Genomic DNA, 16658 nt, shown 5'->3' on the forward strand with positions numbered 1-16658 from the left:
ATCTGATAAGTTTGAACATCTCAAAGCAAATTATGGAGAATACCCATGAATATCGTTGGAATTACAGCCTGTACTGTAGGTATTGCACATACATACATTGCGCAGAAGAAAATTGAAACAGCAGCAAAAAAAGCAGGTCACAATGTCAAAATTGAAACGCAAGGCACAATTGGTATCGAGAACGCCTTAACCGCTGAAGAAATTGCACAGGCCGATATTGTTCTGCTGGCCGCTGATGTAAAGGTATCTGGAGAAGAACGGTTCGCCGGAAAGCGAGTAGTTAAAGTTCCAACAGAAATGGCGGTTAAATCTCCTAATAAGCTTATTGAAAAGCTCAGTGAATTAGTGAATTCATAACTTTTACCTGTGCGTATCCTATAAATTAAAGGGCGTAATTTATGAATATAAAAGAAATATGGAAAGCAGCCAACCCTAAAGGTCATCTGCTTACTGCTATCTCGTTCTTAATTCCCATTGTCTGTGGTGCTGGATTTATTATTGCCATCGGCATGGGCCTGGGGGGTACGGTTCAGGACGCGTTAGTGCCGGGCCAGTTTGATCTGTGGCAGGCCTTAGCAACGATGGGCGCAAAGGCCCTTGGACTTTTGCCCGTCGTAATCGCTATCGGGATTTCCGGCTCGATCGCTGGCAAACCCGGTATTGCGCCGGGTTTTATTGTGGGCCTGGCGGCTAATGCTATTGGTGCAGGTTTCATCGGCGGCATGATCGGCGGCTACATTTCTGGGTATATTGCGCTTGCTATCATTAAAAATGTGAAGGTACCTGGCTGGGCTCGGGGCTTAATGCCTACACTGATTGTGCCATTTTTTGCCTCTATCATCAGCGCCCTGATCATGGTCTACATCATCGGTACGCCTATCGGTATTTTTACCGATGCGCTTACCTCTTTCCTGAGAAGTATGGGTACCTCTTCCAATTTAGTCTTAGGGGCTGTGATTGGCGCGTTGTGTATTGTTGATTTCGGCGGGCCGATCAATAAAACCTGCTTCGCATTCGTCTTAACGCTTCAGGCGCAGGGCATAAATGAACCCATTACTGCACTTCAGCTAGTGAATACGGCAACCCCTATCGGCCTGGGGCTGGCATTTTTTATCGCCAAACTTCTGCGCAAAAACATCTATAACAACGAAGAGATCGAGATGTTGAAATCGGCGGTGCCGATGGGAGTGGTGAATATCGTCGAAGGCTCTATACCTATCGTGATGAACGATATCATTCGTGGTATCACCGCTGCGGCAATCGGTGGCGCCTGTGGTGGTGCCGTTACCATGGTATATGGTGCTGACGCAACCGTACCTTTCGGCGGCGTGTTGATGATTCCAACCATGTCACACCCCATGGCGGGTATTATGGCGTTACTGGTGAATATCGTTGTCACGGCTACTGTCTATGCCGTCATCAAAAAGGATGTTCCTCGCGACGTGGTTATAAACCACGATGATGAAGAGGAAGATATTAATCTGGATGACATCAAAATAAGCTAAGCCTGGACGTAAAAACACGCAGGGTAGATTGGCAACATTCTATGTTTCGCTGGGCGGTATCCAGGCTACTGGTGCTGCCCGAACACCTTCTCAGGCTTATGTAAACGGTGCAGGCTAAAAATTATGCAAAGAATATGTTCTGTTGATAATACCTGGGACTCACATTCCTGACTGGTGAATATCAGAGGTAACGCGTTGACTTAGATGGTGCCGATAATAGGAGTCGAACCTACGACCTTCGCATTACGAATTATAAGAACTGCGTTTTAACACAGTAACTTACCGCATCATCCCTGCGCTCACACGTCCCATGATGCCAAAAGATGTGAAGACACGACAAAGCCAGAAAAGCCATGCGTGTCCCACATTTGTCTCACACTACCCTGTCGTCTTCGATCGCACTGTTGATGAAGTACGTCACCCGCCCCAACACTTCCACCTCTTCCGCCGCTTCCCCTTCTATCGCTTCGCCGTCATCACAAATCAGCGCCCTACCCATTACCCTGGCAAATTGAGTCCGGCCGCCCGATAAAATAAGCAGAACCTGATTCTGTACCAGCCTGGTGCACGGCTCGATGACTGCAAACCCACTCGACGTTTCCAGGATGCGGCTGTCCATGCCGATCCCGCAGATACGCTCCGGCGTTAACCGCTGCTCTACATAGTCGCCCGCCGGTGAAGGAAATCCCATCAGTGAACCCTCCCCATGTTGCGCAGGATCCAGTAGTGATTGTCGGTTCCGTCAGTTGTCTTATCCGTGAAGTCGGGCTGGTAGCGCTCTATCCACTCGTTGGCGTCGGCCCGGCTGAAATGCCAGTGGACCTTTGCCAGCTCGCGGATAAAGTCTTCTGTGCGTAAGCACCGGTAGCCCTTAGGGTTTAGTTGTATTGCGGCCACAAATGCGGCGTGAATGTCGGAACGGCGGGGCATGATCTGCACTCCTTTTACTGTTTTTATATACAGTAGTTTTGAAGGCGGTGCAGATCAATGAGGCGATACCTATCAATACCCCCGCCAGGAGTTAAAGTGTGGCTACGAAATAAACGACAGCGCACGCCAGCACTGGAACAATCCAGTCGAGCAGGCTGGGCAGATTCCATGCGCTCCAGTCGAATCCGCCCCACCACGGCATATTGGCACGCTTCCCTGCGCCAAACTGGGCAATCCAGCGATACTCGGCCTGGGTGTGCTCGCGAGCGATAAACCAGATACAGCCTGTCGCACCGCCCGCGCCCCACATCTCTGAAACCAGACCGACAGCGCATTGCACGAAGACAGCAATGGCTGCGTGGGCCAATGGAGAAAGGTCACCCATGGCTGACCCCCTCCAGCGCTTCAACACGTGCCGTGAGATTTACGTGCTGATCCAGCAATCTCTCATAATTGCGGCGCTGTAATGCAGCTTCCAGAGCCAGTGCTTCTTCATAGCGAATGCCGTAGCGCGAACCGGCTGGAGTATCCAGAACATCTATAAATTCAGGAACGGCCGCCTCTTCGTATTCCTCCTCAACTTCCACCATTTCTTCATCTTCGTATTCTTCGCTGACCTCTTCCGTTTCAGGGGCCAGTACGAATACGTGAGCGCCTTCGTCATTCAGGTGCGGAGAACCATCCTCATTGAAGATAAAGATCTGGGTAAGCTTTGGCTCCTGATACTCCTGCTTGACCAGTTTCTTGATTTTCGTACCGTCTTCCATCTCTGCATCAACCAGCACTTCGCGGTAAGCAGTAACCATAATCGGCTTACTTACCATTCGCGTTTTGGTGACCGAAACGGCTTTTTCCACAGTTCTGGTTTTTACGACAACAGCACCTTCGTTGGTCTGAACTTTAACGTACTGGTCTTCCCACTCGTCATAGCACAGAAAACCGAAGCGGTGAGCGTCCAGTCCGTGTCTCTCAAAAGCCTCAACGTATCGCTGAGCAACAGCACCGAAGTGCCACCTGGCACCATCGGCCCCCTTCTCTTCTACTCGATCAAGATACTGATACTGCACCCAGTCCACTTCAGCAGCCGCATCCAGCATTGCATCGGTGATCACCAACGGTTTAGTTTTGTGCCTCTCGTCAGACGTTATAGTGAACGCAGTCTGGGTATTGCCCCCAGCCCAGGGCAATGCGCTTGTTGCGCAGATGTAGTTGTTAGCGCTTTGCAACGCAAGATTAGATTGAAGCCTGACGTTTCCAGCACCCTTAGGTGCCAGATAAATTGACACGTCAGCAGACCCGCCGCGGGCCCCCAAGATTGCATTTCCAGTCCCCTGGTTCACCAGCAATGAATCAGGCTGACCCGAAGCGCTGATGCGGAAACCCTCTCCGCCGTTGGTGTTAAACAGAATCTGGCCATTGCCTTTCGTGCTGATAGCAAGGTTCACGTTGGCATCAGTGCTGTCTATGCCAATGCCAGGTGTGCCGCCGGAAACCGCCCCATCAATGGATACCCTGCTTACTGTATTAAGCTTGGTGGCTTTCACGAGGAATGAGCTGGTAGAGATTTCCGCGCCCGTGAACCTGAACCCCTGGAAGTTAATGCCCACCCCGGCCGGTGAAGTTGCAGTATCCCCGCTACACCCGATAAGGTAATCAGTTGCGAGTCCCCAGCTTCGGTTATTAAATCGCAGGCCGTTTCGCATTTTTGAATTGACATTGTTAGCCTGAAGCTGAACGCCTGCCTGCGTTTCATAGCTGCCAGCGGAAGCAACCACCAAACCATAAGCGAGCCCACCATTTACTAACACGCCGTAATTCAACTCGATGCCCATTGCAGTGGCGGACGCATTATTCGCATATGCAACAAGGTTAGCAGCCCATACTGCAGAATTGGCACCCTTACCATCGGCTCCGGCATAAAGCGCCACTACGTTACCCCCGCCGTTATCGTACGAGGGGATCTCAGATGTTGCATAATGAGCGGACTGGAAAATATTGCCATAGCCTGCCCATTTATCGCTTCGGTAAGTGCGCTTTATTACCTTCTGCGACCAGATCGGTCCGCCCTGGAATGGAATCAAGCCAGCAAAGTTAGGTTTGGCCCCTGTAAAAGATACATTGCCCGCTGCCTCAATGGACGCCTGGTCATCTGTCGGGTTCCATTCTGTCGCCAGCTTATAAGTGCCATATGGAATATACATGGCTCCTTTATCGGCAGCTGCAAACGCAGCATCTGCTGTCGCGATCCCGGTTGAATCTGCGCCCCCTGCAAAACCAGACCATGTAACCGGTTTAGCCATCCCCCCGACAAGTCCAGCCCCCCCTGGATCGCCCAACTCCTGACGAAGTGACGCATCTCCTACGCTTACGAAATGCGTAGAATCACTTACCCAGGATGCAGCATCATTGCCGGTAGTAGTGAACGGCAGATTTGTTGCAGCGGTCAGCTTCCAGAGCTCATTCTGATACCTAATCAGCTGGTTATAGTCAGTAATGGTAAGCGGGCCATCCGTATATTCACCAATAACCTGGTATCCAGAACTCTGGATAAAATCATTAAAACGCTGTTGCTGACTGATTAACTGCGCTGAAAACGTCTGTTCCATGCCCCACATTGTCGGGCGGTTTCTGCCAAAGCGATCCTTCCAGATGGCTTTGGTAATGTCGTTAACCGCAAAGTCCAGATTCTGGGCGTTATCGAAAAGGTCCTTCGGATCCATTGATCCAATCGGATTGTTAGTGGCGTATTTGGTCATGCTCGCTCCGGGCATAAAAAAACCCGCCGAAGCGGGTCAGATAATTTTGATTTGGTATTAAGCGGCGTCGCCGGGGTAAGTGGCATCATCGTAGGCGTATTTACCGGGGTGATACTGAATAGCCGTCACCTGGCTGATCCCGTCATTGCCCGGAGATATTTCCCCCACCAGTGCGTCATACGGCACACGAACTGATGAGCAGAACAGCAGGCGCGGCGGTTCGATGTACGCGTCGTTCATCGCCCACAACTCCGGCTCCAGCGCGGCGCTGTACGGCACCGAAATGGTGAAGTCGTCAATGCGTGTCGGAACAACCATTGCTGATGCCCGTCCATCCTGATGGCGGATAATCACGCGCGGGCTTTGGAACGACCAGTCCGGTGACTCGCTGAGCGTCAGAATGATTTTGCTGCTGTCATATGTCATATCGGTTATCAGGCAACTCAGCTGCTGACCACCAGGGATGTCGTCAGCCAGTACAATACGATCCATGAACTCATAGCAGAGTGCATCCATTTCAGTCGAGGTGGTGTGCTGTAGGCGTTGCAGCTGGTAGCCCAGCAACCGGCGCATGCCGATGCGGTAGGCTCGGTCCTCGTCCAGTACACCATCCAGCGTGTAGCTCTCGATTTTCTGCGGTGTTGGATTGTCAGGCTGGCGGCACTGCACGGTTTCCTCTGCCCAGGTGGTGCCGTTGATATAGGTCACGTCCACACCGTCGTAATCGTCCTGAGACGGGGCCTTAAACGCGGTCTGCAGTTCCTCGGTGGTTTCCTGCGGGGTGATCATGCCTACCCAGGGTTTAATCCCTTCCCTGCCGGCAGATGCCAGCCCGTCAGACAGCAGAAAATAGCCCATCCCGGCATTGGTGATTTTCTGTAGCACCTCAAGTGCGGACTTGCTCTCACCGCTCGCCCAGTCGAACTTCTCACCACGGGGCGTCCAGTAGGTTTGCTCCAGCGCGTCAATCGCCGCCGTGTCAATCTGGCTGGCCGTGAACCCAAGCGACTCCAGGACGTGGTAAAGCGCGCCGCTGATGCTCCGCGCCGTTCTGCCGCCGCTGTAAATACGGGTTGGCGTGACGCTAATCCGGCGATCGGACATCGCCGCCAGGCGGTTACCTGTGCGCACGGTCAGCGCCATGGTAGTGACACCGTCGTACTTCGTAGGGCGTTTGCTCAACCGGGAGCGCAGCGCCTGCCAGAATACCTGGTCACGTGTGCTGCCACCCTTAACCGGTTCGGTGCGGCGCATCCGGATCTCGTACTGGCCAGGCGATACGCTGTAGCGATGCGTAAACCCGATCTGGTTTTCGGTGCTGCGTGAATAGAACGGAGACTGCTGCTGCCAGGCAGTGGTGCCAACCTTGCGATACTGGATCACCAGACGCACCGGCATGGAACGCTTATTCCCCTGGTCTGTGTAACGCACAAGGCCGCTCTGGAAGTTGATGTTAACCTCGAATGCGTCCAGCGTTTCGCCGTCCGGGCAGGCCAGGAACGGGCCAACCCATTCGTAATCGTCGCTGACACCCGTCACGGTCGCATCCAGTAGCGTGCGCTCAGTGAAGCCAGGCCATGACGGGTCTGGCGTTGTGATTGTCTCACCTTCTGGGCCTGTGGTGACCGTTACCCGCTCAACCGTAACCGTTTGGCTATCCACATCGGTGATCCGGAACTGATTGCCAGCTAAACCCAGCGAGAAGCGCTGAATGCCCTCCGGCAGTCCGGTAAACGGCGTGCCGGTGGCGCTGTTGTAGGCCAGGGTGATGTGCGCCCTTACCTCCGCCGTGCCGCCCGTAGATTTCACGCCTGCCGTATTAACCGGAGCATCACCAAACGCAGCAACAGGTAACGGGCTATTCGTAATTGACCCGCCAGCAAACGGGCTGCTGGCCTCGCCGATTTCAAGCCGACCGCTGTTATCGCGCGCGACCAGGCCGGAGCCGGAGAGTTGCGAGGTGATCGAGGAAACCAGTCCCGACATGGTGACGTAGTTGGTAACCAGCGATACCGGATAGGTCGTTCCCTGCCAGCTGATGCTGAAAGTCACAGGCGTGCTGCTGAAATCGTAGGTCGTCGGCGCGGCGTTAGCGGTGATGCTGGCGGCGCTGCCACCCACCCCTGGTACTGGCGGGATGCCCGGAGCGTAACTGGCGATCACCAGGTCGTATTCGTTGCCGTTATAGTCCAGGGACACCGGCATTCCGACCACTGGTGCCAGTTCCTCTACTCCGCCATAAATCACGCTGTAACCGCCGGACGACACCACGGTATAAGAGTTTGGCGCCAGTACGGTGATCACCGTGCCAACAGTCCACGACGGCGGGATTTCCTCATCCCCAGACGACGATACGTCAACCAGCGTGATGGAGTTCCCGGATACCACTAGCGCATCAGCGATAATGCTGACCGTCTCCGGGCCGCTTGAGCCCAGGTCCAGACCGGCGGTACCGGAGCCGGTATTGCCGACCTCTGGTGAGTTGAACCAGTTTTCAGTGCGCGTGTCGCCGGATACCGTGGCGCCAGGCGGATAGAGAGTGTAACGCACGTCTGTACCGAAAGCAGAGATTGGCGTATTACCGATCCGGATATCGGACTGGTTAATCACCATGTCGCCGACACCGACGCACAGGAACATGCTGGTTTCCATGCTGGTCTCGTTGACGAACCGGCTCACCGGCTGCACGACGTAATCAGGCCAGACGCGATATTTGCCGAAGATTTCCCGAATGGGTTCACCTAGTTTTGCCGCATTCGCTTTGGCCGGGTTGAGGTCAATCTGATCACCGCTGGCCGCCTGGGAACCGCCGCCGCCAGCCTGAGACATTGTGCTCATCATGTAGATGCTGTACGCAGCGGAGGCAACGGCTACGCTGACGGCAACCCAGATCGCGATTTCTGCGCCGGTACCGTATGGTACCGGATACATCCTGATGTCGGTTTCTCGCTTGATAACGCACAGTGGCCACTCTGACGCCGGGACGGGAACACCGTCGATTTCAACCGCAACCGGGTGCTGCTGATCCGGTGCCCAGCCCTTCACGTTCTGCACAAACCAGGTGCTGAGGGTCATCGTTTCATGTTCGTGCTTTTCCAGCGGTTCGCCCGGCAGGCGGGACGGATAGATTCGGATCGTCACTGGTAATACTCCACGCGGACAAAGCGGCGCGCAAACCGCGCCAGCGGCAGAAAAGTTACGTTGGTGCGGGGATTGCACTCTGCGGCACGCAGCTGGCCGTCAATCTCGACCACGATGGCAACGTGTGTCACCACTGAACCGGAATAACAGGCGATACCCGCGCCCGGGACCGGTTCACATCGAGTCAGGCCAGTCATCAGCCCGCGTGCCTCGCGGTCGAGGCCGTTATCATCCTTCGTGACTCCTGCAAAATCAGGCCACGGAGCCAGGCCCAGATCTCGCCTGATTTCGTTGACGATGCCAAAGCAGTCGAGCGCGGGGTAAATTCGCCCGCCCTTATGCCACTCGACAGAACGGTATTTATCAGGATTGAACATGGTGATTTCCTACTGGAGGTAGCGGAGTCCCGGGAAGACAGGAAGCGTGTATCGATAGCGCGGCCACGCGGTTTTCAGGATATTCAGGAATCCGGCAGTAATTTGCACCTCGGTCGCCTTCCAGTACCCGTCCTTAATCTGCAGGACGATCGGTGGTGCCGCCGGGTAGCTGAGGTCGGTCGATATGTACTGCCGCATTACCAGCGTGCCGTTGTTCAGGTTAGCCAGGGCATTGCGTATCGCAGTGGAAACAATGCCGTCAATGTTGCTGATGGCGAACTGCAGATCCTGCGTGCCGTCTTTGTTCCTGGCTGGCAGCGCGACGGCCATAGCAGCGGCTTCGAACTTCACCGATGCGCCAGTTTCCGTGACAGCGGTGATATCTTCGAAGTTCTCGACCAGCCAGTAATCCTGCCCACCGACGGTAATCTGCAACGTATTCAGTAGCGCCTCGCTGCCGCCGCTGGCGTAAAGCCTGTTCAGGGTTGGACTGGTCATGCTTCCGGCCACTCCCTGTTGAGCGCGTAATCTATAATGCTCTGCCCCACGATGAACTCAGGGAAATTACCCCAGCCAGGCGGCAGAATCGGACGCTCCCACAGCTCCAGTGTTGCCGTGAATTTCCAGAACCCCAACCCGAACAGAACTGGCCCGTCGTAGATATCCTTGAACCGGCAGACGTAGTCACCGACGCCCATCGGCGTGCGCATGCGCATGTTGAACCACGCTGCGCCGTCAGTGATCACGTCTCTGAACCACACCTCAAACAGCTGCGCCTGGGCATCATTAAACACCCACGAAACCCCCGCCTCAGTTGGAACCGAGGTGTATTTGCGGCGCTGGCGCGTGCGGCCGGATGTCATGGTGGAACGCTGGAGAGGGCTTACCGGAGTGAATCCATGCCCGGAACGCTGGGGCATTGGCAGGTACTGGTGCGGGAAATCAATGGTGCTGCTGATCCCCATGGGAACTCCTTATGTGAGGCGTTGACTGGTATTGAAGTTGGTGGTCAGTGCGTTGGAGAGCTTTCCTTTGCCGCTGGCGACGTCACTGACTGCCATGGCATAGCCCTGCTGCGCCCCGCGCTTGACTGCGGCCTCGAGCATGGCCAACTGCTGCTCAGTCGGATCCCCGTTAACCTGAATGACCGGGCTGTAACTGAACGCCCCGCCACCACCGCCCATATCGCGGTTACTGATGACGCGACCGTTATCGCCGGGGATCATGTACTGGCTGCCATTGCTGGCTTTGAAAATCTCAGGCTTGCCACCCTCGCCCACACGGTACATGGAGCTGGCCGATACTGGGCCGCCGTGTTCGCGCCCGCCACCATATGACATTGCGCCAATAGATGAGATCACCTGGCCGCCAGCTGCGGCAACCTGTGCCATTGCTGCCATGTTCCATGGGAATGGTCCGGAGGCCATGGCGTTTGATAGCGCAAGCTGAAGGTTCAGAGTGGACTGTGCAACAGCAAAGGCTTTACTGATAGCGAACAGTGTCTTGTAAGCGGCATTGCTTTCGCCGGCGCTTTTAGACACGATTTCAGCCAGGCCGGAGAATCCCTCACCGATCCCGCCAAGCAGCATGTTCATCACGTCAACCTGACGCTTTGCCTCCTGCTGGGCAATGCTGATGCGGTCGTTAGAAGCCTGCCTCGCGATGGCTGTCTTTCCGTCCTCATACTGCTGAGCGTTAATCACACCCAGATCCCGGTATTTAGCCAGAGCCTCGAGCTTGCGCTGCTCTTCCTCGTTTACCTGCGCGGCTGGATCCTGCGCTTCGCCTGTGTAAGGATCGCGTTGTACTTTTGAGGCTGCCACCTCTTGGTTAATAAACCGCGAGGCCTGCTCCGCCTGCTGACGCATCTTCAGGGCGTTGGCGACATCCCATGTACGGGCTGCGTACTCCCTTGCCTCCTTAATCTGGGCTTGGGTGGCGGCGCTACCGAGTGACTGTTCGGCCCTTAGCATAGCCTGTTCACGGCTAAGCTCACTGGTCGACTCTGCAGCGAGTTCGGATTGCTGTTTGAGGCTCGCCAGTTTCTGAGCAATGGATTCAGCCTGCGAGGCGGAGGTCTTGCCCTCTTTGTTGCTCTCTTTCCGCGCCTCGGTAACCCGATAGGTTTCTGCGTATTCATCCTGCAGATCTTTGATGCGCTTCTGATCTGTGATGCCAGCGTCTGCTGCATCATATTGAGCCTGCAGCCTGGCTCTGGCTTCGCCTTCCAGCTTGGCTAGCGCTAAGCGGCGCTCTGAGTTTTTAACTAACTTGCTTGTTGCCGCATCATCCCCTTTCGTGCTTGGGCTGCTAAATTGATTATTGCCTCCATCTTTTGCAGCTTTGGCACGAATATGAGCAATCTCGCCTTCAACTTGTTTAAGTTGAAATGCAGCCTGCGCTCGGCGCTGTTGAAATATAGTGTCAGATTCATACCAGCGCTGGCCGTCTTTAATTTCATCATTCAACTCTTGCTGAAGCTTTATTAGCTTCGGCATACGGGATGAATCGCCAACATTATTGTTGTAATAGTTAAGGTTGTCAGCGACGTTCTGCATTAAGCCAGCAAGCGTAGATGTAAGGCCGATCGCTTGGTTCAGGTCATTAATTGCGTTTCTAAATGCTACATCCAGACTATTTTTTGCCCGTTCAACGTTGACAGGCATTTTCTCAAACTCAGCATTTACATACTCAGATTGTTTTTGAATTGCGTTAAGAGCGTCCTGTGCCGTCAGCTTTCCGTCGAGCATTCGTTGACGTAACTGATCGGTAGAAATACCAAGCCCCGCAGCCATTTGTCTAGCCAGTTCAGGCATTTGCTCAACAATTGAGTTAAACTCTTCGGCTTGGATCGTCCCTCTTGACATGGACTGTCCGAACTGACGTAAAGCATTAGACATTTCTTCAGTAGAAGAACCGCCAATAGTTCCTATCTTTTGAAGTGTTGAAGTTAATTGCAGGATCTGCGCATTTGTGGCCCCAGTGCTTTTCAGGGAGGTGGTTAATGATTCCCATAACTTCTCAGTTTCTGCCAAGCTGCCACCCGTCTCCGATGCAATCGCAGACAAGGAAGACATACTCTCTTTTGCCGCATCAACACTTGGGCTTAATCGTGTAACTCTCGCCTGGAGAGTTGCCATTTCATCACCGATAGCAATCAACTTCTTTGCTGTATCAATAGTAATGGCAGATGCAATTGCGACCCCGACCTTATTTAGCGCCCCTTCAAAACGACTAGCTGACGTCGAGGCCCGGTCAAAATTGTTCCCCATCTTATCGAGACGATCATTTACTTTTCTCTGAGCTTCAATAAGCTCTGCTACATCCATTTGAACTTGGTAAACAATATTCCCAACCTGTTCATTGCTAGCCATTCTTGTCTCCTGGCATAAAAAAACCCGCCGAAGCGGGTTTTAATGTTCAGTGTTTATTACTTACATCTATTTGGGATGTCTTTTTCTGCAATCTCGCCTTGCTTTGTGAGATCGTAAATTGTCGGATTGTCTATAGAAATCTGGCTTGCCTTTTCAACCACAGGGGCAATAAATACCAATGAGGCTTTATTATCACCTTTGGTCACTTCAGCCTTGCCGCATACGTTTCCAAATCTGGCGTACACTGTGTCTCTGTCGTCAGGGAAGAAATTAACTTCCTTTAATGAAACGACTTTTACGTCTTTTGGAAAGAAACCGCTTTCTGCTCTTTGTTTCACAGCATTGACAATTTCTGCATCAGTAGCCGCCATAACACAAGGTGCAGCGAGCAGCGTTCCCAATAAAATTAATGTACGCATCTTTCTATTCCCCATTGGTAAAAGTGGAAACATCCTACCCAGGAATAGCACAGGCGCAACGGCAAACGCTGATTTATTGATCTCAATCGACCGGAAACGGGAAAACCCGCAGTTAAGCGGGTTGAATTTACATGACGTGGGCCTTTAGTTTTTCAGAACGGATCCACCAAGCACGACAGTTAAGCGATCGAACACATCACATGACTCTTGGAAATCGTTAGAAATCTCTTTCATGACTGGATTTCCTTCGCTGTCAGTTACCACAACAGAGTAAGCGTACTCATCTGTTCCGTTCTCGCCTTCACAAACCAAGCAGGACAAAGTCGCTGTTAGGATGCTCTTATCAACACCAAATTTAAAATCAGATAGCTTTTGCTCGCCGATTACGCAAAGTGTCATTACGATCCCCTTAAATTCCGATAGCGGCCAGCATTTTGCCGAACTGAGATTTATAAAAATGCGGTTGAGTCTCACGCGGGTTGCGATCACTCGTTACGTTCTTGCCGAAGCGGAGCCCTGAATCGGTCACGTTCCAGAACTCCTTCTCCCCGCCTTTGCTGCTTGGGCGTTTCATTTTTTGGATGATCCCTGCCTTTTCAAGCATCTTGTTCACGCTTGCTGCTGAACGGGTGATCCCGGTCATTTTCAAGAGCGTGGTCAGTGCAAATGTAGCGTCACTAGAACCACCACCGTCCACTGAATCCACTGTGTAGGCGGGAAGCAGGTCTGGCAAGTGATGCGCATCCTCGGCCTTGCGAAGCATGCCGAGTGTGCCTGATGGTGAAAGATGAAGAAGCCGCGTTGTCACCTCAATAAACAGAAGGCTATCGGCAAGGGCTGGGGTCGCCGCCTGGGAAGAGCCTGACTCCAGTTCATGCATGCGATCGATAACTTTCATGCGGAGAACGGCGTTGTAACCAGTAAGCAGACACTCAACGTGGCGGCGATCGAGATGGTACTCAGTCTGCTGTCTGTTCATCGTGTCGAAATAGATGTGAGCAAAATTGCTCGCATCTTCACTGAGCTGTTCAAGCATGACCTCAATGTCACGCTTAACGTCAGGATGACGCTTTCCAGTCAGCTCTGCGATCTCGCGGCTTGACATGGTGACAGCGTGATGATGATTTGCTACATTTACAACAGTTGATGAAGATTGTTGCATATAAGACTCCAATCAGTAGTTGATGTAAGCCGCCAGCTGCAACTGGCGGTTTTTCTTTTTTGCGCCATCCCATGCGCCCATCAGTGGATCCATCCGTCTTCGCCGCGAAGCTTTGCCAGCATCGGCTGAGCGCGACTTACGACAAAATTCTTGTCATCCAGATTTTGTGCTTCTCGGAGTAAAATCTTTTTGGTCTCTACAGTCATGTAGTGAATATCATGGGCAATATCGTACAGCGCCCCCGCATACTCAGATTTTGCCTGCTTCATCGCGGGATAAAGATTCTTGCTGACCACCTGGCTCCTTTCCATCCACAGCTGCAGATAACATAGGCTCACCAGTTCCTCATCGGAGAATTGCTTAGCGATCGGTGAATGCTGCACCTCGCGATCCAGCACATCCAATACCCAGCGGCGGAATTCTTTGGCTACCGGAGTGCGGGCGAACATTGCGATCAGGTGTGCTCCGCGAAGGGAGAATACGCGCACTTTCATTCTGCGAGACGAGCCGTTAATACCATTGGTCACTGATTCAATGACCATTGTCATTCCTGGTGAAAACTCGTCTTCATACTGTGCAAACAGGTTTGAGATAGACTTGGTGCTTTTGTACCCTAACGCCTTAGCGACGTCCGCCGATGTCAGCCAAATGCCGTTAACATTCTGCACAGGCGCAAGATTCATGCCGTGGAAGTTCAGATCTGGTTTTGCTACAATATTCACGTCGATATTTCCTATGCGGTTATTTTCGATAGAGGCCCGGTTAGTGTTGACGCACTTCCGGGCTTCGCTGTTTTTACTGTGCATGCATCTGATCCCTGAACTTCAGCGCCCAAACAAGGGCCTGCACTAATGCTGCGTTTTCTGACAATCCCTCTTCATCTGCAATACGCTTAAACTCTTCCTTAACCTTCTGCGGATAACGCAGAGTGGTTTTTGCTTCATTCTTTTCCACTGATTATTCCTCCTGCCGATGATGGCATTATGCCTTGAAAGCAGAATGCCACTATTGATTATGAATAGCAATATGCCATCATTCATTTTTTTGAGGGGGTGCCACATGACCGAGAAGCAGGTCAAAGATTACGATAAGTTTGTTCTTCGTCTTCCAGAAGGAATGAGAGAGGCCATTGCTGATCTTGCCAAGTCAAATGGGAGATCGATGAATGCGGAAATTGTGCAAATTCTTAAAGATGCACTTACGCACCATTCATTTGATTCGATAGCATCCAAAGAATCGCTGAAGAATTTACCAATTGATGTCCGGCTTGGTCTAATTGCAAAACGAACAATTATAGCTAGGGCTCAGATTGCCAAGGCAATGCAGGACATTGATGAAAACCTCGAGCTTTTAGCCAATAAAGACGCCCCAATATCTGAAGAAGAACTCGAAAAAATCATGAGCAAACCTCTCTATTTCGATAAGGATGCAGCAAAAAGAGCAAATGAAAGGGACATGAAACTTAAGAATAAGAGCAATAAATAGTCAGACAGGGCGTTTAGTTTCCCGCGCCCTTCTCGCCGCCTGCTTCGCCAGGTAGTCATCAGCAACCGCGTCGTACTCTTCCCGGGTAAAACCTTTCTGATCAGGGTATTTAGCGGCGAGTAGCAGCTGAAATTTCGTCATTGTCAGGCCAGCCGCCTCCGTTTCACTCATACCAAAGTGCGCTTGTGCGGCCACGATGTAATCGATCGCACGAAATTCGTTGGTGGCCTCGTTAGTTTCGTTGCGCTGCAGCTGGCGAACCTTCGCTTTGCCGATCACTCCATGCTGCATCAGGTGCCGGGCAAAGATAATGATTTCGTCTTTTGGCATCAGGCCGGGCTGATATGCGATTCTGCCATCTTCTCCGACCCATTCACCAATAGCATCGGTAAGGTCATCTTCGCAGCACGCCTGCAATACCAGCATTGACGCTAAGAGCATGTTGTCACTTGCTGCGTTGAAAGATGGCGCAATCCAGTCAGGTATCACCTTAAATCCGGTTTCGCAGGTGGCCAAGAGTTTCTGGACCTCGCCTCCATGAACTTGCGCATAGATGTTCACAATCTCTCCAGGGTCACCAAGCCCCATCATTGCTGATAGCGATGGCCGCAGCAGGTAGTCCTTCCCGCCCTCCCGGCTGTCACTAATGGCTACCTCGCCAATTTCTTTCATGGCTACTACTGTCATGTTTCACCCAGGGTAACGATCATTATCAAGGGCAGCACGCCGCCCTTTGGAATGTCCGTTAGGTAACGGTAACCGTGTGCACGGCCACAAAGTTTCCATCTTCGGTGTTGATGATGATCTGCGCGCTGCCGGCGGCGACGCGGTTCACCGTGACGGTGGTACCGGAAGATGTAGCAGTGGCCTTGGTTGGATCGGTTGATGCCACGGTGAAGTCTTTGTTGGTTGCGCCGGTAGGAGCGATATTCACCGTAAAGGTGCTGGTACCGCCTGCCGCGCCGGTGCTGGTAGCTGGAGACACCGTTACGCCGGTCACCGCCACTGCCGTCACTTCGTTAACTTCGATGGTGCTGGCATCGCCCACTTTGAACTCGGTAGAGAACGTGACGATATCGTTGGTACCGCCGTCAGAACTCAGCGCCGTGATGTTCATGTAGCCGATAAATTCTACCGGGCCGTAGTCCATGCGCACCCAGATCCCAGGCTGGCGCTTGGCCTTCAGCTCGTCAGCGAAATACTTTATGAATTTGCCGACACCGTACTGATCCAGTTTATCCTTCTTGCGGACCTCGCCCTCGAAGCTCAGGGTAAAATCACTGTTGGTGATGATGGTTTCGACATAGCCGCCGCCGTCATCCGCATCTGAGGTTACCGAGTTCGGGTTGAAGTCGAAGCCTTTCGACGTACCGGCCGCCAGCGCCTTCCACTCAGCTTCGAGTGGTTTGACGTCCGGGCAACCATCGGCGACTTCCAGTACGACTGCACCACCGAACAGGCGTTCGTTCGAGTTCTGGCAATTAGCCATAGAAACTTCCTCTTTGACGT

19 protein-coding genes are annotated in these 16658 nt (G+C 52.7%); 3 read left to right on the forward strand and 16 right to left on the reverse strand.

The genetic code is table 11. The features are described 5' to 3' along the window. Positions 1–45: 45 nt before the first annotated feature. Complete coding sequence (locus ACT3IC_RS04650) at positions 46–357, forward strand: PTS fructose transporter subunit IIB (protein ID WP_103178392.1); 312 nt, start codon at positions 46–48, stop codon at positions 355–357. Between the two features lie 41 nt (positions 358–398). Further along, positions 399–1505 (forward strand): PTS fructose transporter subunit IIC, encoded by a 1107-nt coding sequence (locus ACT3IC_RS04655; protein ID WP_103178391.1) that lies wholly within the window; start codon positions 399–401, stop codon positions 1503–1505. A 373-nt stretch (positions 1506–1878) separates the two neighbouring features. Here ACT3IC_RS04655 and ACT3IC_RS04660 read toward each other — a convergent pair whose 3' ends face one another. The 14 genes from ACT3IC_RS04660 to ACT3IC_RS04725 form a co-directional block, all read right to left on the reverse strand. Then, positions 1879–2196: a hypothetical protein gene (locus ACT3IC_RS04660; protein WP_473476391.1), complete on the reverse strand. Its 318-nt coding sequence runs from the start codon at positions 2194–2196 to the stop codon at positions 1879–1881. Next, positions 2196–2435, reverse strand: coding sequence for a hypothetical protein (locus ACT3IC_RS04665; RefSeq protein WP_103179173.1), 240 nt, complete (start codon positions 2433–2435; stop codon positions 2196–2198). Before ACT3IC_RS04665 ends, ACT3IC_RS04660 begins: the two co-directional genes overlap by 1 nt. Positions 2436–2526: 91 nt before the next feature. Beyond that, on the reverse strand, positions 2527–2820 hold the full coding sequence (locus ACT3IC_RS04670) for a hypothetical protein (protein WP_473476394.1): 294 nt from the start codon (positions 2818–2820) through the stop codon (positions 2527–2529). After that, positions 2813–5191, reverse strand: coding sequence for a tail fiber domain-containing protein (locus tag ACT3IC_RS04675; protein WP_473476397.1), 2379 nt, complete (start codon positions 5189–5191; stop codon positions 2813–2815). Before ACT3IC_RS04675 ends, ACT3IC_RS04670 begins: the two co-directional genes overlap by 8 nt. Before the next feature lie 57 nt (positions 5192–5248). Continuing rightward, on the reverse strand, positions 5249–8332 hold the full coding sequence (locus ACT3IC_RS04680; RefSeq protein ID WP_473476400.1) for a host specificity factor TipJ family phage tail protein: 3084 nt from the start codon (positions 8330–8332) through the stop codon (positions 5249–5251). Next, entirely contained in the window at positions 8329–8709 is a 381-nt protein-coding gene (locus ACT3IC_RS04685) for a nitrite transporter (protein WP_473476403.1), read from the reverse strand. Before ACT3IC_RS04685 ends, ACT3IC_RS04680 begins: the two co-directional genes overlap by 4 nt. A gap of 9 nt (positions 8710–8718) precedes the next feature. Beyond that, the gene (locus tag ACT3IC_RS04690; protein WP_473476406.1) at positions 8719–9207 is read right to left on the reverse strand and encodes a DUF1833 family protein; all 489 of its coding nucleotides are present in this window, start codon (positions 9205–9207) and stop codon (positions 8719–8721) included. Then, positions 9204–9674, reverse strand: a complete 471-nt coding sequence (locus tag ACT3IC_RS04695) for a hypothetical protein (protein WP_032612143.1) — start codon at positions 9672–9674, stop codon at positions 9204–9206. The genes ACT3IC_RS04690 and ACT3IC_RS04695 overlap by 4 nt, the downstream gene beginning before the upstream one ends. A 9-nt stretch (positions 9675–9683) precedes the next feature. Continuing rightward, positions 9684–12083 carry a tape measure protein gene (locus ACT3IC_RS04700; RefSeq protein WP_473476409.1) on the reverse strand — a complete coding sequence of 800 codons (2400 nt, stop codon included), beginning with the start codon at positions 12081–12083 and terminating at the stop codon, positions 9684–9686. A gap of 56 nt (positions 12084–12139) precedes the next feature. Beyond that, a complete protein-coding gene (locus ACT3IC_RS04705; RefSeq protein WP_473476410.1) occupies positions 12140–12502 on the reverse strand; it encodes a hypothetical protein in 363 nt (120 codons plus the stop codon). Positions 12503–12646: 144 nt separating this feature from the next. Continuing rightward, entirely contained in the window at positions 12647–12901 is a 255-nt protein-coding gene (locus tag ACT3IC_RS04710) for a hypothetical protein (RefSeq protein WP_473476413.1), read from the reverse strand. Positions 12902–12911: 10 nt separating this feature from the next. Continuing rightward, positions 12912–13664: a Rha family transcriptional regulator gene (locus ACT3IC_RS04715; RefSeq protein WP_473476417.1), complete on the reverse strand. Its 753-nt coding sequence runs from the start codon at positions 13662–13664 to the stop codon at positions 12912–12914. A gap of 80 nt (positions 13665–13744) precedes the next feature. Beyond that, a complete protein-coding gene (locus ACT3IC_RS04720) occupies positions 13745–14470 on the reverse strand; it encodes a P22AR C-terminal domain-containing protein (protein WP_473476420.1) in 726 nt (241 codons plus the stop codon). Further along, on the reverse strand, positions 14460–14618 hold the full coding sequence (locus ACT3IC_RS04725; RefSeq protein WP_174209129.1) for a hypothetical protein: 159 nt from the start codon (positions 14616–14618) through the stop codon (positions 14460–14462). The genes ACT3IC_RS04720 and ACT3IC_RS04725 overlap by 11 nt, the downstream gene beginning before the upstream one ends. 105 nt (positions 14619–14723) lie before the next feature. On the opposite strand from ACT3IC_RS04725, the gene ACT3IC_RS04730 reads away from it, so the two are divergent. Next, positions 14724–15149 carry an Arc family DNA-binding protein gene (locus ACT3IC_RS04730; RefSeq protein WP_473476424.1) on the forward strand — a complete coding sequence of 142 codons (426 nt, stop codon included), beginning with the start codon at positions 14724–14726 and terminating at the stop codon, positions 15147–15149. Here the strand turns inward: ACT3IC_RS04730 and ACT3IC_RS04735 are convergent, their stop codons facing one another. Both ACT3IC_RS04735 and ACT3IC_RS04740 read right to left on the reverse strand, forming a co-directional pair. Then, positions 15150–15821 carry a DUF6246 family protein gene (locus ACT3IC_RS04735; protein WP_473476428.1) on the reverse strand — a complete coding sequence of 224 codons (672 nt, stop codon included), beginning with the start codon at positions 15819–15821 and terminating at the stop codon, positions 15150–15152. Between the two features lie 73 nt (positions 15822–15894). Continuing rightward, on the reverse strand, positions 15895–16638 hold the full coding sequence (locus tag ACT3IC_RS04740; protein ID WP_473476431.1) for an Ig-like domain-containing protein: 744 nt from the start codon (positions 16636–16638) through the stop codon (positions 15895–15897). Between the last annotated feature and the right edge of the window lie 20 nt (positions 16639–16658).

The organism is Leclercia sp. GHBNCSD, assembly GCF_055805075.1.

Coding starts and splice junctions, on each gene's coding strand:
- ACT3IC_RS04650 (WP_103178392.1), top strand. CDS start 46: ATGAATATCGTTGGAATTACAGCCTGTACTGTAGGTATTGCACATACA.
- ACT3IC_RS04655 (WP_103178391.1), top strand. CDS start 399: ATGAATATAAAAGAAATATGGAAAGCAGCCAACCCTAAAGGTCATCTG.
- ACT3IC_RS04660 (WP_473476391.1), bottom strand. CDS start 2,196: ATGGGATTTCCTTCACCGGCGGGCGACTATGTAGAGCAGCGGTTAACG.
- ACT3IC_RS04665 (WP_103179173.1), bottom strand. CDS start 2,435: ATGCCCCGCCGTTCCGACATTCACGCCGCATTTGTGGCCGCAATACAA.
- ACT3IC_RS04670 (WP_473476394.1), bottom strand. CDS start 2,820: ATGGGTGACCTTTCTCCATTGGCCCACGCAGCCATTGCTGTCTTCGTG.
- ACT3IC_RS04675 (WP_473476397.1), bottom strand. CDS start 5,191: ATGACCAAATACGCCACTAACAATCCGATTGGATCAATGGATCCGAAG.
- ACT3IC_RS04685 (WP_473476403.1), bottom strand. CDS start 8,709: ATGTTCAATCCTGATAAATACCGTTCTGTCGAGTGGCATAAGGGCGGG.
- ACT3IC_RS04690 (WP_473476406.1), bottom strand. CDS start 9,207: ATGACCAGTCCAACCCTGAACAGGCTTTACGCCAGCGGCGGCAGCGAG.
- ACT3IC_RS04695 (WP_032612143.1), bottom strand. CDS start 9,674: ATGGGGATCAGCAGCACCATTGATTTCCCGCACCAGTACCTGCCAATG.
- ACT3IC_RS04700 (WP_473476409.1), bottom strand. CDS start 12,083: ATGGCTAGCAATGAACAGGTTGGGAATATTGTTTACCAAGTTCAAATG.
- ACT3IC_RS04705 (WP_473476410.1), bottom strand. CDS start 12,502: ATGCGTACATTAATTTTATTGGGAACGCTGCTCGCTGCACCTTGTGTT.
- ACT3IC_RS04710 (WP_473476413.1), bottom strand. CDS start 12,901: ATGACACTTTGCGTAATCGGCGAGCAAAAGCTATCTGATTTTAAATTT.
- ACT3IC_RS04715 (WP_473476417.1), bottom strand. CDS start 13,664: ATGCAACAATCTTCATCAACTGTTGTAAATGTAGCAAATCATCATCAC.
- ACT3IC_RS04720 (WP_473476420.1), bottom strand. CDS start 14,470: ATGCACAGTAAAAACAGCGAAGCCCGGAAGTGCGTCAACACTAACCGG.
- ACT3IC_RS04730 (WP_473476424.1), top strand. CDS start 14,724: ATGACCGAGAAGCAGGTCAAAGATTACGATAAGTTTGTTCTTCGTCTT.
- ACT3IC_RS04735 (WP_473476428.1), bottom strand. CDS start 15,821: ATGAAAGAAATTGGCGAGGTAGCCATTAGTGACAGCCGGGAGGGCGGG.
- ACT3IC_RS04740 (WP_473476431.1), bottom strand. CDS start 16,638: ATGGCTAATTGCCAGAACTCGAACGAACGCCTGTTCGGTGGTGCAGTC.